We start from the raw sequence: 24,942 nt of genomic DNA on the forward strand, positions 1-24,942 counted from the left end.
AATGTTCGTCTCATTCAAAAAACCTCCGCAACCCCATGTTTTCACATAACTGTTGCGTTGACCAATTGAATCTACAGTAGCCTTTTTTAATATTTCATTCTCCATTTCAATGCGTTGTAGCTTTTTCCTCAGCTCACGTATTTCGATTTGTTCTGGTGTTATCGGAGAGGCTTTTGGTGTTTTGCCCTGACGCTCATCACGCAGTTGTTTGACCCATCTTGTCATTGTGGAAAGGCCAACATCCATAGCTTTGGCGGCATCTGCCACCGTGTAGTTCTGGTCAACAACCAGTTGAGCAGATTCGCGTTTAAACTCTGCGCTGAAATTTCTTTTTTCATTGGAGCACCTGTGTTGTTCTGAGGTGAGTATATCACCTCTGTTCAGGTGCCCCAGATTCAGTGTGCCACTTCACCCCGAGGTATATTTCATTTGTGGAGTATCCAGTCTGAGGGAGCCTTATGTAACCCGTATTGAGCATTATGATACCGAAAATCTGTGAGACTCCACATCTACCTGATACCCCTTCATTCATCACCATGCTACTTAGTTGATGGTGGGAGGTGTTCATTACATTTTTCCTGAATGAATAGTAAATTATACAATACGTAATATAATATTGTTTTTTCTTACTGATATTCTTATTTTTGTTGATGCTTTCTTATGTTGAGAATCAATTAAATATCTAGCAAGCAGAGGAAGCAGAGATGTGTTAAGTACAGCATCAATATTCCTCGCACCAAATTTTTCAATTTGACAATTATGAGTGACCCAGTCAATAAGAGCGTCACTGTACTCAATTTTACAAAGATGACCGGATGCCATTTCAAAACGGTCACAAATTTTTTTAATTTTAATGATAGTGATCTCTTTAAGAGTTTTTGTATTTAATGGTAAAAAAGGAACTAAATTAGTTCTTCCCATAAATGCTGCTCCAAAATGAGAAATAAATAAAGGAAGAATGTTTTCTTTTATTTTTTCATTATCTGTCTCACCTTCATGCCAAAAGCTCGCAATCTTTTCACTAGCTAGGTTTGATGTCATGATGATGAGACAATCTCTGAAAGAGATCATCTTACCTTCAGAATCCTCTATAATCCCAAAATCAAATATCTGAAAAAAAAATTCCAGAACATCCGGATGTGCTTTTTCAATTTCATCAAGCAGAATAACACTGTATGGATTATTACTAACTCTTTCTGTAAGAGTTCCTCCTAGGCCAAAACCGACATATCCTGGGGGAGCCCCCTTCAAAGTAGAAACAGTATGAGCTTCCTGAAATTCTGTCATATTAATAGTGATCAGTTTATTTTCATCTCCATAAATAAACTCGGCCAATGCTTTAGCAGTCTCAGTTTTGCCGGCACCAGAAGGGCCTGCGAGTAAAAATACGCCATCAGGTTTTTCCGGATCTTTAAGATCTGTCCGGCAAATGAGAACTTGCGATGCTATAACAGACATAGCATATGGTTGACCTAAAACTCGTTGCTCCAGACATCTTAATAAACCAGATACTTTTTGTTGTTCACTATCAAGACATGCTCCTATTGGAACTCCAGTCCAACCAGATACAACATCAGCAACACAATGTTTATCCACACACTCAAAAACCATAGGTGTGTCTTTCTGATATGCTATTTCCAGTTTTTTTCTGTATCTATTCTTCGATGAAATATCCGATGTACTTTGTATCTTAGCAACCAATTCACTTTGATAAATCCATGCTGAGTTAAGTTGCTCAAGACTATTTTCAAGCTGAGTAATTTGATTCACAACTGTTTTTTGACGCAGAACATTTGATTTTTCCTGTGTCAGCAGTACAAGTTCACCCTTGAGTCTTGCTAATTTAGCTTCAAGAACCTGAATTAAATCTGGTGATGTAGTCTGAGAGACAGCCACCCGTGAACAGGCTGTATCTAACAGACTTACAGACTTATCTGGCTGACGACGGCTATGTAGATAACGGTCAGATAAATGTACAGTTGCAGTTATCGCTTCCTCCCTGATAGATACTTTATGATGCTTTTCCATCATTGGTAAAAGCGAACGTAGCATCCCGGCTGTTACTTCCTGATTCGGTTCAGTTACTTTTATAATCTGAAAACGCCGGGCTAATGCTCCATCTTTTTCAAAATATTTTTTATATTCACCAAGTGTCGTTGCAGCGATAATACGTAATTCTCCACGAGCGAGAGCTGGTTTAAGTAAATTAGCTGCATCTGTTTGCCCTGGAAGCCCTCCAGCCCCGATAAGTGAATGGGCTTCATCAATAAACAAAATAGCTGCGCAATCTAATGAATTAATTTCAGATAATAGTGATTTTAAGCGATTTTCAAATTCTCCTCTTATACTAGCTCCCGCAAGCAAAGCGCCCATATCAAGCGCGAGAATTTTAACATTTTTCAACGCATCAGGAACACGACCAGATGAAATTTGCAATGCTAAACCTTCAACAATACTACTTTTACCAACGCCAGGCTCTCCTGTCAATATTGGATTATTCTGCCTGCGACGAAGTAAAACATCTATAAGTTGTCTAATTTCCTTCTCTCTACCTGAAACAGGATCGAGTTTCCCTGTTTCTGCTAGTAAAGAAAAGTCTTCAGTGTATTTATTAATATATTCACATGAGGAATTATATAAAGAAGGACGAGAATTAGAAAGTTCTTCTTTACCAGAAATAGAGATAAGTAACCTCTCTGCTTCATCTACATTACAACATAATGCTTCTGATACATTATAAGGAAATATTAAATCTCTAATGTTAATAATTGCACCCCACAAAACAGGGATGTCAATATAATTGCATGCCCATTTAGTGCTGGCATGTAACCATGTTTTTTCTAGTAAGAGTTGCATAGACTCAGAAAATACGGCTGGCGTTTGCGAGGTCGAAGTAAAAAAAAGTAATTCATTTTCAATGACATTAAGAAGAGCATCCGGATTCAATAAAGAATGTTCATAAAACATTTCAGCTATGTGCTTATGTTCGCGTAATAACTTATAGAGAAAATGTAAACTATCAACCTCCTGGTGCGCTCTTGAAATTGCATAATTAACTGAAGACTCCAGGACATTTCTGCTTTCGGGTGTTAATTTATTAATAATTGATTTAAGATAGATACTCATTTATCACTTCCGTACTGTTGGACAGTTTATTAAATCGCTAGGAACTTTGGAAATCCAACCACTATTCTCCCAGCTAGGCATTGTAAGTAGTTTTTCACTCAGCGTTGCTTGTAATTTTTCAACCTTATCCTTTTCTAGTTTTAACTGTTTCCATTCAATATATGCTTGGATTAAATCACTTGCATCACTCAGTTTGTAACGAACAAGAACTCCTTTTATTCCCATTGACTCAAGAAGATCTCTAGATTCTGGTAAAAAATCTTCTGTTAACAGCTCACTTTCACCAACCGAAAACTTATTAATAAAATCAATCCACGCGGATGGACCTGTTAATTTATAGTGGACAGAAAAATCAGGAAAAGCAATATCAATACCTACATAATTACAACCTCCAGGATACCAAGTAAAAATACTCGAATCGGAAAAATTCATACTTCGAATACTACTGTTACCTGTGTTGCACTCGAGAACCAAACGTGTACCTATTGGTTTAACTACTGTATTTCCTGGAATTGTCGCAGGCGCACTACCTATCGTGATCTTGTAAGGCTGTGATTCAAGCTTTTGTAGTATCTCATCTAGCTCATCTAACTGTACTTGAGTATTTATTAAGTTATCTTGGTTTTGTGTTCGTTTTCTTAACTGAACGTCTATTAAATCATCAAAAGAAACAAAGTTACTGACAAAGCTAATGAATGAAGGCGAAAAGGATATCGTCCTGCCTTTAAAAGACAATAACCTGACACCTGTAGGCTCAATTACTAAAAACCCGTTGGCTGGCCCTTGTAAAAAATTAATAATGTTTTTGTATATTTTTGCTTGCATTTCGGCATGATCGAAATTAACCCCATCTGAATTCAACTGGCTTACAATAGAGTTTTTCCATTGTTCATTAAGCCAACAATCAGTATAAGTGATAGCATGGTCGAGAAGTTGGAAATTTAGTTGCTCATAAATATCCCACACACCATCAATTACTGGATCTGTATCTTTACCATTAATTATCGAGCGAACCTTTTCAAACTCATTAAATAATATAACCAACTTGTTTTGTTGATCTGAACGCATAGCATTCCTGATGAGTTTTACAGATGCCTCTGGAAGTGACTCTGAATTTACAGTATTACGCAGCACATTCAACCAATCCATCCATACCGTAAAGTAATCGGGGGATGTGTACATTTTAGTGTTATTAAAAATATAAAGTAAGTAAGAGCGTAGAATGAGATCATATTTTTTTATTTGACGCATCATTCCGTTATCCACTTTAAGTGAAAACAAACGGTAAAGTAGTCTAAATTCAGAGAGCCAGTCCTGCGCAAAAATTTCTGGTATACTACGTAACTCTTCATCTATAAACTGAAAAAATTTATGTTCAGGTGAACTATTATGTAGAATATTACTAAGTTGTAGTGGGGTCATCAAACCAGAATGTGAATTTTTACGCACCCTTGCGATAGACATTATAAAATGGCTAAAATGCTCCTGACGCCTTTCATCTAAGTGATGTACAAATGAAGTAAATTCTTCTGGAACCATACTACGACCATATGCCTCCTTTATATGAGTATACCACTGATGGAGTTTATTCTGCCCCAGCTGTGTCCATATACCTGAAAGATAGACAGGAGTATTTTCGTCTTTCCAAAAATCAGTAATATTTACAGCAGGAATATCGACATCTTCCGAAACAAACCATGAATAAGATGAGTCACTTTTAATCAACTCTGTCAAGAGATTTCTAAATGCAATAATATTTGCAACTCCGTTTTTTTTTTGTATCTCATCTCTTTCTATAGCAAGTGAGGTGATTGATGAAATTTTCTCTTGTGGTTTAGTGATTTTTATTAACTCATAAACACTTGGATATTTTATTAATTCACTCAGTGATTCATTCTGAGCCATTTTATCCCAAATAATTAGTGATGAGGCAAGAGATATAATCAAATCACGCTTACCTGATGGGGATGCATCTATAAATTTTTTCTTATATTCATCAATGCGCCATTTAACGGGAATGGTTTCAAACCTTATCTTTTTATAAAGAGACTCTCTAAAATATAAATACTGCTCATCCAAAACAGGTCTGAACGGAAAATACAGCATATTGGACTTAACACCATCTTCATATTTTAATATTTGTTCTATCAGAAAAGTGGGGCTAGTATCAACAAAATCACGTTTCAGACTATAGATATTATATGAACTATATGCACTATACCCAAGAAAACACACTATAATCATAATTATAAGTGCGTTAATTGATGTTCTTATTATTTTATTATCATGATTAATATTTAAGTTATATGTGTGAGGCAGTATTTCAGAAATTAAAACATCAGAAACAGAACTATCCATCCCTTTGCTCAATGCGAGCTCACCAGATAAATAAACACAGGAAATATTCGTTTTCGAAAAAAATACATTGTCGATACAAAATGAAGAAATAAATACATCGAGTGAATCCTTCATATCACTCAGTTTATCAGGAAATAGTAAAATCTCATTTTTTTCACAATCAGTTAGCTTATCATCAAGAGCACAACATATTGATAACGTAATTTTCGAATTCAATGATGCTAGTATACATGAAGAGTCATAATCAGATACATTGTTTGGTAATTTATTTGTCCCCCAAAATACTGGATGCCACATATCATTTTTTTGATGAATTTTATGTGCCAGTGTTGTATATCCACGGATGTGCTCGCATCCACTTATCACAATAAAAACAGGAATATTTTTATGTAAATGTGATGATAATTGTTCTATAAAATTCCTTGTTTGTTGAGAGAATAATTGAATATCTGCATAATCATGATTAAGTAATTTTTCAACAGGAATTAATAGAACAACTCCCTGTGGTGGTTGTTTTTTACATATCCGTGATGATAAAAGCTTCATCACAGAATTGAATAATATCTGGTTGTTATATATCTTACTCGATAGTTCCAGTACGCTTAGGTCTCTAAAAAAAAACCAACGTATGGTTCTATTTTTGCCTGTTATATTATTCCGACCATTGCTATAAAAAACAGGGAGCTTATTGTTTTTTAGTAGTGATGTATTATTTTCTGAAATACCTGTAAGTAAAAACCATGGTGCCTTTCCTTTTCCTTTTTTACTTATAATTCTGAAACCATTCCTAAAATGAGCATCTAGCGTTACTATTCTTTTTTTACGATAATGTTTTGTTAGAAAGCCCCTATATTTTCCTGTTGAAATGTAATCATGGACCCACCCCAAAAAATTTTTTAAAGAAAGAGTTACCAGAATCACAAAAAAACAGCAAAGAAAAATAGTAGTATCTGTCCAGTTTCTTAAAACCCCAATACCATAGCAAATAGATAAAACCAATAAACAAACAAAAACACAAAAGAACGCCCCAAATATCCTCTTATACATAGAAATCATCTCGCATACAGCACAAACAATAACACAAAATAAAAAGCAATGATGCCTGCTAGTGGTAGATAAATATTAAAATACGATGATTCACTCTTGCTTTTATTATGTTCAAACTTATTTCTTGCTTCCGTTGAGGTATTTAAACGGCATTGTTGCTTTAACTTTGATATATAATCATCAATTTCATTATTATTGCTCATATAATATTTACCACTAAAACCAAGTAAAAGGCACAAGAGAAAAACCCATCCTGCCTGACTTTTAGACTCAATAACTTTATTAAGGATATTGAAAAACTCTGTCCCACCAGTAGAATGCCCGAAATACTTAATTTGCAAAAGATTCTTACACCATTCTTTTCTGTACGGAAGTTCAGAGCATAATATCACCTCATCAAGCATTACAACTATTGAATAAAACGCTGCATCAAGATCACTATCACTTACAGATATTTTTTCACTGTTTCGTACTACATCCTCAATAGTATCAATAATATACTTTCTTGTAGTATCATAGTTCCCATACTCCTCAGGAAATACTTTAATAGATGATATGAGTTTAAATATTGGCATATAACACTCAATAATGTTCACCAGAACCTCCATAATATAAGCATTCATATAACATGTTTCACCCTGGGAAAATATCAACAAAATTTGTATTTTTTATTAATTCTTGCCCCAGACGCAGACTCCATGCCAAGTTGGATATAACCAAACACACTATACATAGAGTGATTATTATACTGTTCTGGTTCATATTCACTCAGCCAAGACTTACTACGCAGTGTATATTAATTATGTATCAGCGGTTATTCCCCCATTATTTCCAGACAGGGATTGTGCTCTTACCCACGTAATATAGACACCACCCTAAGCGAAGCTCTGGTTTTCAAATTGTTCAGGACTGAGACCGTAACATCAACTGTGCCGTCGCCAGCGATTGTAATAACATTCGATATAATTAAACATTGTTGCCCGCATTGTTATCCCGACTGATAAAGTGTTCTCCGTGGATGCATTCCACTTTCAGCGAATGAAAGAAGCTTTCCTCACAGGCATTATCGTAGCAGCAGTCCTTTACGCTCATACTGCCACGCAGATTATTCCGCTTCAGTAGCGCCTGATAATACGCTGAACAGAACTGTCCGTTGGGTCTCTTACGCCGCCACAGAGTCATCTGCATGACATCGCAGGCCGGCTGCGCCGTCATGCGTGGTGACATTGTCAACGCCACGATGTTTGACCGTTATGGGGATGCGGACGATTTCCTTGACTGCTTTATCATTCCAGCCCGTATTGTTAGCGGTACATTTTAGGACTGACTGCACCCAGCGATAATTTTATACGCCGCTTGTTATACCATCTGATGTAAGCATCCACTTGCTGCATGAACTTTTCTGGCGTGATGCCCGACCATTTACGCCCATAATACATTTCCGTTTTCAGTCTGCCGAAAAAGCCTTCGCATGCGGCATTATCAGGTGAACACCCTTTACGGGACATTGAGCGAATAAGACCTGCTGCATTCACTCTTTCCAGCCATCCTGGCCAGCGATAATGCCCACCTCTGCCCGCTCGTTCATGATGCGCTTGGAGCATCAGCAGGGAAAACTCACTGAATGGGTTCGAAAGCGACTCGACAACAAGCATTCAAATATTGTCGCCTGCGCTCTGGCAAATAAACTGGCCCGAATAGCCTGGGCAATCACTGCTCTGCAAAAAGAATATCAGGCCTGATATAGATACTGACAAAACTCAATTAGCTCATTTTAAACAATAAGATACAAGTTACCTGTCTGGTTTTGCGAAGACTGATTATTGATGACATGAACGGCAAATAGACCTGATTAAAAACCTGACAGAAAAAATGGCTCACTGAAGCCGAGGGTCTTTTTAGGATTATCAGGTGCGGAACTCATCGAGGCGCGGGCCTCCTTGCCCACAGAGACGCCGGATAGATTTAAGCAAGCCCACCATTAATCAAAAATCAGTGTTGCAAAAACGGGGGTGACCATAGATTTTTTATGATTTCCTCCGCTTTTTTCAGAATATCCAGTTCCATCTGCCGGCGGCGTATTTCCTGATTCAGTCGGGCGACTTCCTCCTGCAACGCATCGCGTTCTGCCTCCAGGGAAGGTTCGTTATGTTTACGCATAGTCTGATAAGCACTGTTGCCAATAATTTCATCTTTCCATTTATACAATACCGCACGACTGACACCAATACGCCTGGCGATTTCACTGGCTGATACTTGTCGTGTACAGAATGCCATGACAGCCTGACGTTTGAGTTCTGGTTCACAGGGCGCAACAGGATTGGTCTTACTGGTAAATATACGTAGTCGGTCAGGGTAACGTTCATTAACCCAGCGAGCGAGCACATCGGTGCAGGGATAACCCAGAGTTCTGCTGGTAAACGCCAGGCAGCAGCCGTGGTTAAGATAATATTCAACGGCAACCTGTTTTTGCTCATCTGTGTAACGGGGCTTATGACGAATGGCTTCTTTTACTCCGCGACCTGCTTCCCATGAGCGGAGCCAACGCCGCAGATTTCTTTTCGAAGGGTAGCCCAGTTCGCGTACGACGGGAGCCAGCTTCTTACCATATTTGAACTAAAGCTCAATGGCGCAGATTTTTTCTTCTTCAGTAAATATGTTTCATCTCCTGAGAGTCCAGGAAATCGTCCGCATCCCCCGCTGACAACATTGACCAGCCAATTACGGTACGTGACCACAGGTCAATGACCACTGCCAGATACAGCCAGCCTTTATCCGTACATAAGTACGTGATGTCTCCCGTCCACTTCTTGTTCGGACCACTGCCGTAAAAGTCCTGCTCCAGCAGATTTTCTGACACAGGCAGGCTGTGTGCGCGGTAACTGACCGAGCTGAACTTCCGAGAAGCTTTTGCCGTTAGGGACTGAGGGCACAGGTTCGCCGTCACGATTTTTACGTTAAAATGGTAACCCTAAGCACGCAGTTCATCCGTCAGGCGTGGTGCACCGTAACGCTGTCAGCAGTGCTGACGAAACTGCTGACGTGTATTGATCCTTGTCCACCGCTGACACCACATATACCAGCCGCTACGGGACACCCTGAGCACGCGGTATATTGCCTTAATGCTGAATTCAGCCCGATGGTTTTCAATAAAAACATAATTCATTTAAGGCGATTCGAGAAGTATGTCGTGGCCTTGTGGAAGATGATCAGCTCTTCATCCCGTTCCGCCAACCAGCTTTTGAGATATGCAATCGCGGTAGACATCTCCAGCTCACGTTCAGAGGAAATCTGCTGATTTTGCTGTTTACTACGCCAGTTGTAGAGCTGTGATTCATACAGACTGAGTTCAGGGCGTCGGCAGCAACACCGATGCGTTCCACAAGCTTCCTTCAGAACTTCACTGCGAAATTCAAGCGAATGCTGTTTACGGTTTTTTTACTGGTTGATACTGTTTTTGTCATGTGAATCACCTCTGACTGAAAGTTTACTCACTTCGCTGAGTGCCCACTATTGCTAGGTAAGCTCACTACGATAACATGGTGTATACGGAGATGCACATCGGTATCATTAGTATGACGGGTGCGCCCTCCATCCTTCCCGTCATTGGTTCGTCTGAGAATGACGGCAACTGCGCACGCGCCCCCCAAAGACCACTGTTGACGAAGCTTATTCCCCATCCCGGGTAATAAGTGCACGTGCGCTATCCACTGTTTTGCACGCCCATATTCAACTATATACTCTGTTATTGAATGGGACAGCTTCGTTGGGTATAAAATAACAAAATGATATCCACTCGTTTTTCAGACTTTTGAAGAAGCGTTCCATTTGGCTATTATCCGAACAGTTTCCCTGTCGACTCATATTCCACTTGAACCGATAGCGATAATGTAAAGTGCATTATTTGCAGCGCGCTCCCCTCTTGCGTTGCTCCTTACGATCTGGAGCTGTCACTTCAAACACTTCCTCCTTGCATTCTGAAAATAATGAATCAGCTCAGAGCCACAGGTACCTGTACTCTCAACCCAATTCGTTTTAACATCGCAAATGAGAACATCCATATCAGCATCTGCCGTAACCTTGTCGTGTTGTGGAAAATGTTCTCATCTATAACAACGGTAACGTACAGATCTTTATGTGTATCCATGCCCCCACACAGCGGCTTCAATATTTTTTACCAGCCATGGCAGAACTCCTATGAAGAACCTGAGTTACATAAGCATGGTAGTCAGCCTGCAGGTGTGATTATTATCGTGAGTTTTATAGATAGCTTTCTGTATCAGGAGTCGTTCGTCACGGGAAATTTATACTATAATTAGCATCGCTCACTCCGATTGGTGATTTATAATTTTTATCTAATGTTCAGATGCACAATCCTAACTGAGTTCCCTTTAAGGGCTTTACTATTTCATTCAGCTATTTAGGGTTTTATGGGATCTGCTCATTGTATATTTGTTCCTGCGACAAAACTAACTCAACAAGTAAATCATCAGGATTATATGACCAATAAAATGCAACCTTTTTTTTAGTCATAGCTAATCGCCATAATTCTGAATATTTATCTATCTTTAACCAAATTATATTTTCCCTCACCTGCAACTCAGATGCATTCGCATCAATCACTGTAAAACCAATGCCTGGAAGAGCATGCTGAATTATAAGTCCCATATGTTCCTCTGGAGCAATTTTAATCTCTGATAATGCAATCACATTATTATTTTTGAAAAAATTTGAGGTTAGTTTAATATAGAATTCAACATTATTTTTGGGACTATATTCATCAACGTCACAGACAAAGGTATCAGTTGTTAATTGCTTGAATTTAAAACTTATAATTTTAGCTCTGCAGAAATCATCCAATAACCATTTTATATGGTGCTGTAGATTACTGAAACACGAAATCTGATCATAATGTTTATATGACAGATCAAAAGCATTATTATCTGAAAACCCAGCATTATAAAAGGTTGATATTTCCCCCACAAACTGACATAATGCCATATAGTATAACCACGGATGAATTACATCTTCGTTAATAAATGAAGAAAGAAGTGGTAATATTCTGTTAACAGCACACAAGAGTAAAAAATCATAAAGATGTCCATCTGCTACGGTTCTTTCTGTATATCTATATTCTTCTAGTTTATTTTTCAAGAATTTAATATCAGAATAAATCTCCATGATCTTATCTCTGAGTATATGATTAGCTGATAATCTCAGTGTGGGGAATGAAAACTCATCATCAATACGTAATGTATTATTGCCATGAGTGACTCTTGTTAGAGGTAAATATTCACAGTCTGTCGTATTCTCTTTTTCCTCATCCGTAAGAATCTGAATATCATATTTTATTCTTGTGATAGCAGCATCCTGGCTATCATGATAAACATTTCGCATTTCTCTTGGATCATCTGAACTTACCCATCTGGAAGAACCTCGTTTATCATTAACACCGGATACATTTGTATGCGCGGAATTAAAACGTTTAATAGCAAGCCACAAATTGACCTTTTTAGGTTCTGAGTCACGAAGATTTGTCAAACACTTATCCTGTAGTACACAGTTACCAGGAAACTCCAGATAATATCCTGAAGATAACACAGCTTTTATTTTTTCAACTCTGACTGTGTATTCATTCAGTAGTTCGTCATTTATACGATGTTCATAGTAACCTTGGTTATAGGGTTGTGACAATTGCCTTGTTCGGGCAAGCATAAAACTATGATGTAAATCAGTTGATTGAAAATGCTGAGGTTGTAAATAAAGTCCTGAAAACCAATAAACCAATTGTTGTTCTTCTTGCATGATGTAACACCTAATTATTTGATACTTTCTTTACCCAGAAATATATTTTTAAAAAGAGGAGACAATGATGTATGTAATGATTTATTCCACCAACCATCTTCAACAACATCAACTGGAATATCTAAAAGCATCATATGCTGTTTTCCAGGAAATGGATAGTATCCAGCAATTACACCTACATATTTAGCCCCTTCGCTTCTGTCTATATGTAGTGTTATGTTCTGACCGGGCATAGCTATGTATTTATCAACTTTAAGAATACCATCAGCTTTACCAACCCCACTAAAAAATTGTTTTATTAATAGCGGATTATTCATTAAGTCTTGTAATGATTTTTTATCTGAAGCCTGTAAGAACAATAACGTACAACTATTGGATATATCATTTAGTGAGTTTAAACTTGTATCGGATGATATCTGAAAAGTAAGTAAGCCCGCACCAAATGGAGCATCAACATTATTAACAGCCTGAGTTATATCCTGCTCAGAGAATTTAGGAGAACAAGAAGTAATAAAAAAAAACATAGCTATCAGTAGCATATACTTCATAGTCATTAGAATTTTCACCCTTTTAAAATACGATTTATTTGCTCCATAGTATCGTTATCTTTAAGTAATTCCTCAAGCCATTCAGACATAGTCATTGTTGACCAACGAACTGCTCTCTCAAGGAGATAAGGTACAGGACTGGTGGGTTCTGATTGCCTAAAAAAAATAGCTATATTTTCCAGTTGTTCGATAGCTTTCTCCCTTGACATATTGTTATCCATTGTGTTTTTTAATGTGGTATATAATGTATTTTCTTGCACCGATATGAACTCTTTCCTTATGTCCTTGCATTCCTGTTTAGCTGAATATTCTGATACTGAATTATTATCCGACGCTTCTTGATTTAAAAAACGATTCAGTAATTCGGTTATATCATCAATAGCATGTCTTGTTTTACTGAAAATATTATGTATATCTTCGTTGGTATGAAAGAAATAAAATGATTCTATCTCGTCAATTTTGTCAGGCAAATCATGTATTTGAAGGAGTTGCTCACTAATTTTGCTGGAAGGATATTTACCCACAGATTTTTTGAACAGTTCAACAGAGTGGTCCCCTTCGCTTTCTATTAATTTTTCCCTTCCATCTTCAAATAAACGCGCGCTATGCTCAAATGCCAGCGACTTATACCATTTAGAAAGAGTTATTTCTTTATCCTCAAGGAGAGGATATACCTTCAGATACTCAGATAAATCGATATCAAGACGAACCAATTTACTGTAACGAATTTCATGGCCTTCTTCCAGAGATGGCCAGCATGTAGTCCAGTATTGAGAAATAAATTTCGCAAGATATTCCAATCCGCAATGCATGCCCTCCAAAGAATACAAATGCATCAACGACTCCACATACCAACAACTGATCTGTAGATCTTTACTCTTATTGCGTAAAATAATCTCACATAATTTTTTTACTTTTCTCCAGTCAGCCCTGCGGGGGTCACTGACAGCCCATTCTCCTTGGGACATGTAGTCAGGATCATTTTGTCTTGCTTCTCGGATTTCGCTATATACTGGATCATACTCTATGTTCTCACCTACCGGAGATTCACCTATAACAGGAAACAGTAATGTATCCGTCTCGAATCTATTCATTTTTATCCCATTAATACCTGAGGACATCCACTAACAATTGTCCCCCCATGAGCGCACATATCGCCCATTCGTGCAGCAGGTTTGCCGCATATAAAAACTTTAAAGCTTCCTACAATAACCATATCTACAGGCCCGGTACATACTGCCTGCGTACCTTGTGTAGCTGCTGGTAATCCAGCAATCAGTACAGTTGGGGAGCCCGGCGGTAACAGTGGCCCTCCAACATGGGGGACTGGAGGTAAACCAGGCGTTACCATAGGGCATACATGCATATCGGTAATTCTTGCTGCTGGTTGAGGCATATATAACACCTAGAGTTGACTATTACACCAATGCTGAAAAAGGCAAACTACCCCCACGTCAGGGGTATCAGAAACTATACACGACTGATTAATTAATATTCCATAAATAATTTTCTTTTCTGAATATGACGGTGCATACACTGGATCATATGGGGGGGGACTAATACTTCCTTGTGATATAAATAATGATAGACCTAGGGCGCCTAGCTGTGTGGTAAAACCAACTGATTCAGATTTTTTAAATATCGCCCAACGTTCTTCATCATCCCCTTCCTGCCATTTGACAATAGATTGCAAAAATACATCATCTTCTTCAGAAGATGATTGAGATATACTTTTTGCCAGCCATTTAATTAATATTAGCGAATCTGTATTATTAATCCAGAAATTAAGAGCGTCCTGCCATTTGTCCTTTGCCAGCATTTGCTCAACCGTTTTATTCACTTCCAACATGGAGTTATTTTTAGATATTGTCATAGAAAATAATTTATCCAATATTCACTATACCACCTTTTATCTGCGTCATGGCAGATCCCTGAAGCGTCAACATAGTACCTTTTACTTCAGTCATCGCCTGACCTTCAAGCTTCAGTGTTGTGCCTTTAACCTCTGTAGCGCCTTGCCCTTCAACATTAATTTTAGTACCTTTTATACTTATCCCTGTTTTTGATATAGTTATTTCATTTACGCCCACTTTTATTTTTATTGATTGTGAAGATTCAAGCGTAATATTTTTATCAGTAACAAAACTACCACTACCACCAGTAACCTTGAGACTATAATTCCCATCTGAGACCTTTATATCAAAATTACCATGGACATCATTATGTAAATTACCGTCTTTAATGATAAGATTATCATTTCCTTTTGTTATTTCAGATTTTCGCCCTTCAGAAACAGTTAATACCATCGAGTGTTTTACATTGCTAATCATATCCTTATTTACTGTAAGTTTAAAATCACCAGAAGATGTTAATATTGCTTTTTCCTCATTTATTTTATCATCAAAAATAAGTTGATGACCTTCTCCCTTTTTCCCATTCTTAACACTACGGGTGATAAATCCAGACTTGCAATTATTCTCCGGAAGAGAAAATGGTGGTTTATTTTGACCATTATATACAGTTCCAACAATAATTGGATAGTCAGGATTTCCCTGAACGAAACTAACCAGAACCTCACATCCAATACGAGGAATAAACTGGCTACCGAAACCATCTCCAGACCATACCTGAGAAACGCGGACCCAACAAGAGCTTTTTTCAGTACCTGAAGTTGACTTTTCTCCCCATAAAAATCTGATTTTTACACGCCCGAATTCATCGGTATAATATTCTTCGGATTCAGGACCAATTACTTTGGCAAGCAACACACCAGGTATAACTGGTATGTTATAGTTACTTTTAAATTTAATCGCACTATCATTATCTGAAGCAGATAAGCCACAATTACAATATGCTGTATTATCAAGATAATTGTTTACTGCATTGAAATGTAATGAAGTAATTCTGTATTCTTGTTTACCCAGACTGAAACACTCCCCACATGACAGCCACCATGAGTTTGTTTTCCCATACCAGCGTTTAATTTCGCTGTCACATGACGCCATCACTGCTTTAGAATGTTTTTGTATAAACTCACGTTTTCCTTCAGGTATAATATCTTCATAAATTCCTTTCCCTGCTGAAACATCCATAACTATGCTTTCTGACGTTATAGTAATCTCATTGAGATTACTATCGTTATAACCTGAAAGTGTGACGCTAGGACATTTAAGATTTTCTATAGCAGACCATTCCGTCATGTATCCGTGATGTGACTCCTTCAAATTCTTACTAGGTAAGTATTCCATTTTATCATGAACTGATTTAGGGTGAGACGCGGGTGCATCTGCTAAAATCATAATATGTTTGTTTTTATCATGAATAAAAAAGTAGTAAATACCAGCATCAGATAAAACTCTATGAATAAAATTAAGATCAGACTCTTTGTACTGGATTTTATACTCTATCAAACTTTCTTTTTCATATAGTCTAATTTGTGGGGGGGTAAATAAACTGTTTTTTAAAATAGTACTTACAATCTCAGATGCTGTCATATTTGACCATATTCTAGTCCTTTTTCCAGATGCTAACTCTGATATTTCTGGCTGCAACACAATAATACAGCTATGTTGCATGCTATTATCATAATCATATATTATTTTTGTAACCACACCATGAATAAACCTTGAAGGTAACGATTTATATTTTTCTCCAATTTCACAGCTAAGACTCGTTCCATGTAACTTAGTTAATGATTTGTTATCAGTATTACTAAAACATTTTATTTCATAGGTATATATATTAGATAGTGATTCACTTCCTTTAATTTCAAGTGGATATAAAGGCAAATCACAGCCATGTAATCTAATAAAATGTTGTTCTTGGCATTTATAATAACCGTCATATAAATATTTAGTCATGAAATCAACCTATCAAAACAGACAAAATCGACGCTCTTTATATTTTTCTATTCCAGAACCAATTGAAATATTAAATCCAAGCTTTCTATTTATACTCATTTGATTATCATTATTGCCGGAATGAATTATTAGATATATTTTAAATTTAAGGATATCGCCTAAATATGATTTTATTTGTTGTTTGATAACATAGTTAAAATCCTTTCCTTGCATAAACTGCAATGCTTTTTTATAGTCTACGGGGCCCAATATAACATCAAAATTCGAATCCACTACCCAACGAACATTACCAATAACAGGGCCTTCTCCAAGAGTATACTGGCAATTTCCCAGTACCACCTGTTCGTTAGGAGCTATATTTTCCAACGTGCCACAAAAAGGAGTAATGGATACCTTGATTTGATATAGTGATGATAATAACAGCTCAAGCCCGGATAGAGATCTAACGGATTGTGCATATAATGCAGTATACGCCAACCCCGTAACGCCAATTGTATGAGGACTGACACCACCTAAAGACAACAATACATTGTTAAGAACATTATTCTCCCTCCTATTTTCATCTCCCAACAGATGCATTTTTTGCCATGCGAGATAAGACAGGCAATACATTCGATGATCAAACATATCCATAAATGCTTTTGGAGCATTGTCATTATAACGTAATTTTCTTTCAATTAACCATTCTGTATATGCTACCGGAAGTACCCCTGCAGCTCCTGTCAATCCATTATTGAATAATGTCAGGTGATACGTTCCATTTTTTTCATCTTGATATAGATTCTCTATCTGACCATCAGGTGCATCCAAAGACAGGCTTGATGTAAATCTGAAATGTGTATCAATAACATCATCAATGCCCTCATTGGGCTTTAGAAGTTTTTTTAATAATACACGAACTTTATTAAAAAAACTGAATTTACTTCTGTCATTAATCACAGCCATGTTAACTTTCCCGCTCTTATCGGCCATGCACGGCAGGTATGCTCCTCATGCTCAATGACCGTAATCATACGAGTAAAGCTATTTACAGGAGCATGAAGTCCCAGAAAGTGATCAAGGAAAGAACAAAATAGGAAACTCTCAGGGTGCATATATGCATCCTTTGAAAGAGTAACCGTAATTTCAATACCGCGAGCGGTTACAGGAGGATATATACCTGGTAAACGAGAAGAAACAGGGATAATCTGTAGCTCTTTAATCCATTCAATAAAAATTGATATTGATGGATTATTATTATAGTTATATACGGACAACATTTCTCGCAGTTTCATTGCCCCATCAGTACCACTAAGCAACACAAAATTCAGAGATAACTGAGAAATAATTCTCCAGTTCATTCCTCTTAATGTCATCCCTGGCAACATTCTTGATGGCCTGTTAAGTGCTGTTATTTTCAGGTTGGCAATATCTATATCACAATCAAAATCACCATCAGGGTCACCATTATTAATGGTTGATGGGATATCACCATTTGTACATACAACATCAATGGAAAGGACATCCCCTGTCATAATACGTGACTCAGAACCACCATCATCGCTTAGACGAATATATACATTTTCCTCAACATTTCTCTCGGAATAAGACATACGATAATGTGAACTATGCCAGTATATATTGCATGATTGTTTAATGGCTGAATGTTCAAGTCCAAATAAATTTTTTAATGGAATTTCCTTGACTAAATCTTTTTCATACCTGTGTAATGTTACTTTATTTATATTCCAGATTAAAACTTCATTACGGCGATATAAATCCACATTCACTTGATACTCATCTATGTCTTCCGATAATCGTAATGGTTCTGTTTTCTTATTGAACAGATTAATAACTGGAGCACAGTTTATTCTAAAAAATTCTTTCGAAAAAATCTTTTCTATTTTATCCAAATCGTATTTTTTAGCACTGTTTTTTAGCGTTATTACGATTCTAAAAGACTCCCCTGAAAACAAATCAATCCCTGAATCAAATTTTATATCAATGAAGTTAAATCTTTCAGGAAACGAAAAATAGTCAAGCGTGAGATTATGTATGTAAGAAACACTTCCTGTTCGTGGTAGTGTGGTATCCAGTTCATTAAACCCAGCTCCAGAAATATTAGCTTTGGCACCATATAGAATATTACTATTTTTCTTCAAGTCGATATTATCGACCTCATTACATAATAATGTATATATGACACCTGCAATTGTTGAAGGGCAATTTAGATAAAACCTTACAAAATCAAGAGAAAAATCAGCCCCATCATAAACATTTAAATCTAACTCAATTTTCCATAAAGAAGATAAATTATCATAGTAAATCTTTGCTTCATTAATAGTTGCAGGCACTATAGTTAGAGAATATATTGTCTGAAACTGGCAGATAGTTTTAGATTTATCTTTAGAATATATCGAAGTGCCTGCAGGAACTTTATAAATGGACGTCATGCCACTAGAAGTCGTATCAGGTTCAAATGAAACAATACATGAGGAAGGGTAGTGATACAAAAATTGTGGGGTAAGATTACGAAGCAATGCCTCCATTAACTCAGGTAAATCCTCATCTAATCGCTGATGGATCCTTGAGCTTAAAAAAGCAAAAGATTCCGTTAACCTCTGAATGTGAGGATCTTCAGATACACCTTTATTGTATCCAAGCCTCCTAGCTATCTTAGGAAATTTTTTGGAAAATTCATACCCTTGTTTTTTTAAGAAAAAAAGCTCTTTCTGGTAGTAAGATAATAGTTTATTCATCCAGTGAAAACTCTCCTGAATTTTTATCCCATTTAATACAGAGCGTCACCCTATCCATAAAGAATAGAGCAGTAACTGAAAAATAAGAATAATGTTCATCATTGACAATATGCTCAACAACAGGAGCCTCCAAGCGAGGCTCATAACGCTGAAGCATCAGCAATATTCTTGAAGAAATTTCACCATTTATAGTATCACTATGTTCACCAGCAGAAATACTGTATACTAATGACTTTATTCCATAATTCAAAACTGAACTATTAACAAGTGGAAGTTCATCTATTTCAAGATATAATGGACGCGATGATAATAACATTCCAAGTTCACACTTAAGATCATCCGAAGGGAAAAAATTCAAAACATCTTCCAACGAGTCCGGACTATCATCACGCAAAAATTGAAGGAACGAATGCATTCGGTATATTTATACAAGCATCTCTTTGTATAAGTTATATGTTATTGGTCCTAATTTTTCTGTACTTTTACCATCCGCCGATGGAAGATTCATCTCAAGTGAGACGCTTTCTTCTGGACTAAATGACATTTCAAGACATAGATTAGTGTCATAGTCATGAGACAATAATAGATCATGTAAACGACACCCATTATAAATAACCTTAAAGGATGAATATGCACTACCTGATTTAGTAGATTCCTTGCGAACAATTTCAATTACAATATCTTTCTCACCTCTTTTAAAAAAATGCTCTAATAAGAGTTGTATTTCCTTAGTGACCTTTAACTTAATATTAACCAAATCAAAAACAGTGCCGTCAATGCTAGAAAAAGCGTGAAATGCTTGAGGACAATTCCCATCAAAGTAATCAGTACACTGCTCGACTTTTGAATTTCCCTTTATAATCTTTCCATCAATAGTTATTTTGACAAACTCTCTGCTCTTGATATTCTCAGAAGCACTACTCATAGCTCCAACCATAATAACCTCTTAACTTACACTTGATGGTAAATCAGCAACAAGACGCAATGACATGCTTAAGCCCTCAAGTTGAAAATGGGGTTTAATCCATGCAATTGCACGATAAGTCCCTGGACATCCTGGAATCTCAATAACTTCAATAGATGCTTCACGTAATGGGTATCGTGCCTTTGTCTCCTGGCCAGCATTATCTGATGCCACAACATATTGCATGATCCAGTTTTGTAGATATGTCTGACATTCTGTTCTTGACATGAAGCTTCCCACTTTGTCACGAACAATAACTTTTAGATAATGTGCGAAACGAGACGTTGCTAATATATATTGAAGTTGGCAGGACAATTTTGCATTAGCATTAGCCTGATCAGTATTAAAGAGGCGTGGTTTGTTTACCGACTGAACGGCAAAAAATGCTGCAAAATCAGTTCCTTTACAATAAACAAGTGGGATAAATCCGAGATCTGACAGTTCTTTTTCCCTCCGGTCTGAGATAGCAACCTCAGTTGGACATTGTAATAGTCGCTCACCTGTATGGGATACATAATTATAGGCAGGTAATGATTTAACTAAACCGCCACCTTCCACACCACGAATTGCTGCACACCAACCATATTGCTCAAAAGCATCAACTATCCTACAAGCAAGTTCAAAAGCTGTATTTATCCACAGATAATCTTTGCCAGAGTTATCTTCACTAATGTGTTCTTCAAAATTAAATGTCTCAGCAGGCACAGTTTGCACGCCATACGGGATTCGTCCTAAGGACTTAGGCAAAGTAAGCCCCACATAACGGCTGTCATCTGTCTGCCTGAAGCTACGCCACCTAGCATAATCGGTTGTTTCAAATAATTTCGCCAGATCACGTGGATAGGGTAATTCGCCAAATGAATTCATGGACAACATCCCCGGAGCAATCGCACTCAAAAACGGCGCGTGAGCGCTGGCTGCAACATGTGAAATATGCTCAAGCAAATCTATATCCTGCGGGGTATTATCGAAATAGAAGTCCCCCACAAATGCAGCATATGGTGTTCCCCCGAAAGTTCCATACTCGCTTTCGTAAATATTTTTAAATAATACAGATTGATCGAAATCGGAAGCTGACTTAAAATCTTTAAGTAACTCTTGTTTTGTACAATGCAACACACTGTATTTTACATTTTCAGTCACACCTGCATGAACCAGCTTATATAGTCCCACCCATGCTGACTCTATTTTCTGAAACTCAGTTGCGTGCATAATCAGACTAAGCTGTTCAGACATTAGCTTATCAATATCAGCAATTCTCTTTTCAATACTACCAATTAAATCACTGTCAATTACTAAAGAACCTCTCGAAACTTCAGAAAGGAAATTATTAACTTGCAATTTAAATCTGTTTTTTTCTGAATCTTGTCTGACAGCTCTTGTATTTTTTATGATTTCCTCAAGACAATCATCTGTAGCATACTGTGTTTCACTATTCCCTAATGTTGCAGTAATTGTCATGTTTATTCTTTACCTTCATTATTTTCAGGATTGCTCATAGTATTTGTCACTAATTCCTGAAGTTTTTCCTTCAGTTTTTCATTACTTGCCGCCCTGTTTCTCAGGTCACAAAGGTGAGACCTTAATTCTGATAATTTCTTAAGGCACCCTACCTGCTGAATCACATTATCAGGAGAAAAATCCTCTTTGCACTCAAATGTAAGCTCGATATCAAGTTTACCTTCCGTTCCAGGTATAACACTTTCAACCATAAAATGAGCCCTTGGACTCATTGATGTCATAACTTCATCAAAATTGTCTTTGTCTATACTAATAAATTTTCGTTCTCTTAATGGTTTTTCTGATGAAGAATACTCCCCCAGAACTCCAATAACAAGGGGTAATTCTTTAGCTGTTTCGGCATCCCCAGTTTCAATATCGTACGTTATCTGCACTCTTGGAGGTCGTGCTTTATCTAGTTTATGCTGTGTATTACTCAATTTTTCTATCCTACAGTCAGTTTTTAAATACCTTTCTCATCAAGAATATTTTGCATTATTATAAATAATAATTTCAGTACAATCTTTCCCTATTACAGTCAAGTGCCCACTATTCTGTAGAGTCTTTCTGTTCTCACGACAAGGAGTCTTCGAAGGGGTGACGCTTTTTTAGTGAGCTGAAGAACGATTCTGCCACTACATTATCCCAGCAGTTGTCACGGCTGCTCATTCTAGGGGCAAGCTTATGGCAAAACCTAACCACCATCAGCATAGCATCCAGTGCCAGCTAGCCTGCTACGGTATAGGTAATTGGTGATCCACGCTTGATTTGCTATTTCGAATGGGTCCACGATTGCCCTTTCGCAATCGTGTATATCCTATATTCCGTTGGTTTCAGCAGTCGCTGATTATCCTTTTATCCAATAGATATAGAAGGTTGGTTCCAGCCATAAAATCCTGTAAACGAAAATTTCATAATCCCTACACAATCGTAACGATTGACTAGATCTTACGGTTACCGTTGATTAAGTGATGCCTCACTCAAAAGTACCACCTGCCTTCATATTTCAGAATATCATGTTCTTCCTCAGTACATTTAAGATGCGCTTTCAGTCTGAAAATTTCTGTTTTATCTGCTGGTTAGTCCTATGAGTACTCTCTAGAGCTACCAGGCTTAACAACACTAAAACCAATGATAGAATGTGTAGCCGACATACTGATTTGCTCATATACTTCAGCTGTATCTCAATCATCGGTGCAAACAATCACTTCCTTAAACTCAAGGGTAGAGCATGGTACTCAACAGCCCTCAAACAATTATCGCAGATAAACCTATGAACTCCGCATGACTCCATAGAGATTAGTATTGTTATACTCAAGAAAAATCTATCCATAGCTACCGCACAGATATTTTCCTAACATAAAAATATCTTACATAATCTCATGCTTATTATTTTACTCATGGCTCTCAGCTAATAGAAGTTGAGCCAGAAATATAAAGTAATTATTAATATTTTGTTTGTATTGTTAAAGCTCTGATATCAGCTCTACCATACAACACCGCTGCCTATCATTTATATATGGTAAAATCAACGCCCACTAATAAATGACAACAACAAAAATATTCCACATTTATTTTCATAATTTATACCAGTAAAAAAAACAAATTATTGTGTTTTTGTGCACTGTATGTTTACCGAAGAGTAGATTGCTGTTGGTTAGAACCACGGCAGCCTGACGGCTGCAAATCGGGGAGGGGGCCAGAATATGAGCTTTCAGAGTAACCATCCAGAATGAGTTCCCATGTCACACAACCTAGAGCACCAGAAAGTCCACACCAGAATGGTGAAAGAGATTCTGAAAGCCGTCGCCAGAGCCAATAATCATCCTTATCAGTCCGTATTTGGCTGGTCAATGTTGTCAGCGGGGGATGCGGACGATTTCCTAGACTCTCAGGAGAATGAGATGAACGCATCCCCATCCATTAAATACGGTGCACAATGATGGATGAAGGGTATTTCAGGAAGGTGTGGAGCCTCGCAGATTTCCGGCATCATAGTGCCCAATACGGGATACAAAAAGTTCCCTCAGACTGGAGACTCCACAGTATTAAATATACACCGGTTGGCGTTGATATCGCAAAACATGTCATTCAGGTTCACTTCATCAATGAGCACACAGGTGAAGTGGTAGATAAGCAGATTCGCCGTCAGGATTTTCTGACATTTTTCAGTAACCGGGAGCCTTGCCTGATTGGCATGGAGGCCTGTGGGGGCTCTCAGCACTGGGCTCGTGAGCTGAAAAAACTGGAGCATGAAGTTCGGCTGTTGCAGGCTCGCTTCGTCAAAGCGTTCGTCATGGGTAACAAAAACGATGTGATGGATGCACGGGCTATCTGGATGGCGGTTCAGCAACCCGGTAAGGAAATTGCGGTTAAAACGGAAGAGCAGCAATCGGTTCTGGTTCTGCACCGGACCCGCAGGTGTCACGAACGGTGCAATAGTGGTTCTTCCGAAACTTTGGTAGAAGAAAATGGATGAAACTTTCTGGTGAACAAGGATCTAAACTGTTTTAAGTTATGGGCAACGTAATGCACTCTCTTAAGACACTTCTACAGTTACCTTGCGGATGGCGATGCAGTCGACAAATTATTAGCTCTGGCGGTATAACCCTCCATCTCCACGGAAAACGCAAAACAGCACAATGTCCTGAATGCTTTAAGCGTAGCGACTCTGTTCATAGTTGTCGTCGGCGCCGGATACAGCATCTACCCTGCTCAGGGCAGACGCTATGGCTTGTATTTTCCGTCCGCCACTGGTACTGCCATAACCCGGCTTGTTCATGTAAAATTTTTGCCGAGTCGCTTGCTCCCTTCGCCAGTTCACACCAGCAGTCTTCACAGGCGTTACAAAATTTACAACGTCAAATCTGGCAGATATTTGCCAGCTCCAGTGCAGATTTATCGAGGTCCTTCAGTGTCGGTGATGCTGCCAACTTACTGATTTAGTGTATGATGGTGTTTTTGAGGTGCTCCAGTGGCTTCTGTTTCTATCAGCT

General features: G+C 37.7%; 16 protein-coding genes and 9 pseudogenes. 4 read left to right on the forward strand and 21 right to left on the reverse strand.

Features of this window, described 5'->3' with window-relative positions; translation table 11 throughout:
- The 6 genes and pseudogenes from BEB42_RS25040 to BEB42_RS25070 form a co-directional block, all read right to left on the reverse strand.
- Positions 1-369: transposase (locus BEB42_RS25040; RefSeq protein ID WP_072044828.1), on the reverse strand; the 369-nt coding region annotated here is incomplete at its 3' end.
- Between the two features lie 225 nt (positions 370-594).
- Complete coding sequence (gene tssH, locus BEB42_RS25050) at positions 595-3,126, reverse strand: type VI secretion system ATPase TssH (protein WP_000029851.1); 2,532 nt, start codon at positions 3,124-3,126, stop codon at positions 595-597.
- A 3-nt stretch (positions 3,127-3,129) separates the two neighbouring features.
- The gene (locus BEB42_RS25055) at positions 3,130-6,531 is read right to left on the reverse strand and encodes a type VI secretion protein IcmF/TssM N-terminal domain-containing protein (RefSeq protein ID WP_000278079.1); all 3,402 of its coding nucleotides are present in this window, start codon (positions 6,529-6,531) and stop codon (positions 3,130-3,132) included.
- 5 nt (positions 6,532-6,536) lie between these two features.
- The gene (locus tag BEB42_RS25060; protein WP_000995316.1) at positions 6,537-7,154 is read right to left on the reverse strand and encodes a DotU family type IV/VI secretion system protein; all 618 of its coding nucleotides are present in this window, start codon (positions 7,152-7,154) and stop codon (positions 6,537-6,539) included.
- Between the two features lie 300 nt (positions 7,155-7,454).
- Positions 7,455-7,761, reverse strand: a pseudogene (locus BEB42_RS25065) (IS3 family transposase); the annotation flags it as partial.
- Positions 7,762-7,835: 74 nt separating this feature from the next.
- Positions 7,836-8,105 (reverse strand): annotated as a pseudogene (locus tag BEB42_RS25070) (IS3 family transposase); the annotation flags it as partial.
- On the opposite strand from BEB42_RS25070, the pseudogene BEB42_RS25075 reads away from it, so the two are divergent.
- Positions 8,106-8,273: pseudogene (locus BEB42_RS25075) on the forward strand (IS110 family transposase); the annotation flags it as partial.
- Between the two features lie 283 nt (positions 8,274-8,556).
- On the opposite strand, the pseudogene BEB42_RS25080 reads toward BEB42_RS25075, so the two are convergent.
- From BEB42_RS25080 to tssB, 15 genes and pseudogenes are all read right to left on the reverse strand, one after another.
- Positions 8,557-9,129, reverse strand: a pseudogene (locus tag BEB42_RS25080) (transposase); the annotation flags it as partial.
- A 64-nt stretch (positions 9,130-9,193) separates the two neighbouring features.
- A pseudogene (locus tag BEB42_RS25085) lies at positions 9,194-9,995 on the reverse strand (DDE-type integrase/transposase/recombinase); the annotation flags it as partial.
- Positions 9,996-10,064: 69 nt separating this feature from the next.
- A pseudogene (locus tag BEB42_RS26910) lies at positions 10,065-10,268 on the reverse strand (IS3 family transposase); the annotation flags it as partial.
- A gap of 691 nt (positions 10,269-10,959) precedes the next feature.
- Positions 10,960-12,336: a type VI secretion system baseplate subunit TssK gene (tssK, locus tag BEB42_RS25095; RefSeq protein ID WP_001154813.1), complete on the reverse strand. Its 1,377-nt coding sequence runs from the start codon at positions 12,334-12,336 to the stop codon at positions 10,960-10,962.
- Positions 12,337-12,350: 14 nt separating this feature from the next.
- Positions 12,351-12,890: a type VI secretion lipoprotein TssJ gene (locus BEB42_RS25100; RefSeq protein WP_001352799.1), complete on the reverse strand. Its 540-nt coding sequence runs from the start codon at positions 12,888-12,890 to the stop codon at positions 12,351-12,353.
- Positions 12,891-12,898: 8 nt separating this feature from the next.
- Positions 12,899-13,978: a type VI secretion system protein TssA gene (gene tssA, locus BEB42_RS25105; RefSeq protein ID WP_001078573.1), complete on the reverse strand. Its 1,080-nt coding sequence runs from the start codon at positions 13,976-13,978 to the stop codon at positions 12,899-12,901.
- 2 nt (positions 13,979-13,980) lie between these two features.
- A complete protein-coding gene (locus BEB42_RS25110; RefSeq protein WP_001352797.1) occupies positions 13,981-14,280 on the reverse strand; it encodes a PAAR domain-containing protein in 300 nt (99 codons plus the stop codon).
- Positions 14,281-14,289: 9 nt separating this feature from the next.
- Entirely contained in the window at positions 14,290-14,757 is a 468-nt protein-coding gene (locus BEB42_RS25115) for a DUF6931 family protein (protein WP_000155886.1), read from the reverse strand.
- A 10-nt stretch (positions 14,758-14,767) separates the two neighbouring features.
- Positions 14,768-16,744: a type VI secretion system Vgr family protein gene (locus BEB42_RS25120; protein ID WP_001352795.1), complete on the reverse strand. Its 1,977-nt coding sequence runs from the start codon at positions 16,742-16,744 to the stop codon at positions 14,768-14,770.
- Between the two features lie 12 nt (positions 16,745-16,756).
- A complete protein-coding gene (gene tssG, locus BEB42_RS25125; RefSeq protein ID WP_001352794.1) occupies positions 16,757-17,689 on the reverse strand; it encodes a type VI secretion system baseplate subunit TssG in 933 nt (310 codons plus the stop codon).
- Positions 17,680-19,482, reverse strand: a complete 1,803-nt coding sequence (tssF, locus tag BEB42_RS25130) for a type VI secretion system baseplate subunit TssF (protein WP_001037843.1) — start codon at positions 19,480-19,482, stop codon at positions 17,680-17,682. Before tssF ends, tssG begins: the two co-directional genes overlap by 10 nt.
- Positions 19,475-19,897 carry a hypothetical protein gene (locus BEB42_RS25135; RefSeq protein WP_001352793.1) on the reverse strand — a complete coding sequence of 141 codons (423 nt, stop codon included), beginning with the start codon at positions 19,895-19,897 and terminating at the stop codon, positions 19,475-19,477. The genes tssF and BEB42_RS25135 overlap by 8 nt, the downstream gene beginning before the upstream one ends.
- A 9-nt stretch (positions 19,898-19,906) precedes the next feature.
- Positions 19,907-20,419, reverse strand: coding sequence for a hypothetical protein (locus BEB42_RS25140; RefSeq protein WP_000232536.1), 513 nt, complete (start codon positions 20,417-20,419; stop codon positions 19,907-19,909).
- Between the two features lie 9 nt (positions 20,420-20,428).
- Positions 20,429-21,907, reverse strand: a complete 1,479-nt coding sequence (tssC, locus tag BEB42_RS25145) for a type VI secretion system contractile sheath large subunit (protein WP_000156233.1) — start codon at positions 21,905-21,907, stop codon at positions 20,429-20,431.
- Positions 21,908-21,909: 2 nt separating this feature from the next.
- On the reverse strand, positions 21,910-22,386 hold the full coding sequence (tssB, locus tag BEB42_RS25150) for a type VI secretion system contractile sheath small subunit (protein WP_000072542.1): 477 nt from the start codon (positions 22,384-22,386) through the stop codon (positions 21,910-21,912).
- Positions 22,387-23,688: 1,302 nt separating this feature from the next.
- Here tssB and BEB42_RS26925 point away from each other — a divergent pair.
- From BEB42_RS26925 to BEB42_RS25170, 3 pseudogenes are all read left to right on the forward strand, one after another.
- A pseudogene (locus tag BEB42_RS26925) lies at positions 23,689-23,790 on the forward strand (hypothetical protein); the annotation flags it as partial.
- Positions 23,791-23,993: 203 nt separating this feature from the next.
- A pseudogene (locus tag BEB42_RS25165) lies at positions 23,994-24,368 on the forward strand (IS110 family transposase); the annotation flags it as partial.
- A gap of 95 nt (positions 24,369-24,463) precedes the next feature.
- Positions 24,464-24,868, forward strand: a pseudogene (locus tag BEB42_RS25170) (transposase family protein); the annotation flags it as partial.
- Between the last annotated feature and the right edge of the window lie 74 nt (positions 24,869-24,942).

Source organism: Escherichia sp. MOD1-EC5990, from assembly GCF_002965285.1.
GTDB lineage: Bacteria > Pseudomonadota > Gammaproteobacteria > Enterobacterales > Enterobacteriaceae > Escherichia > Escherichia coli_F.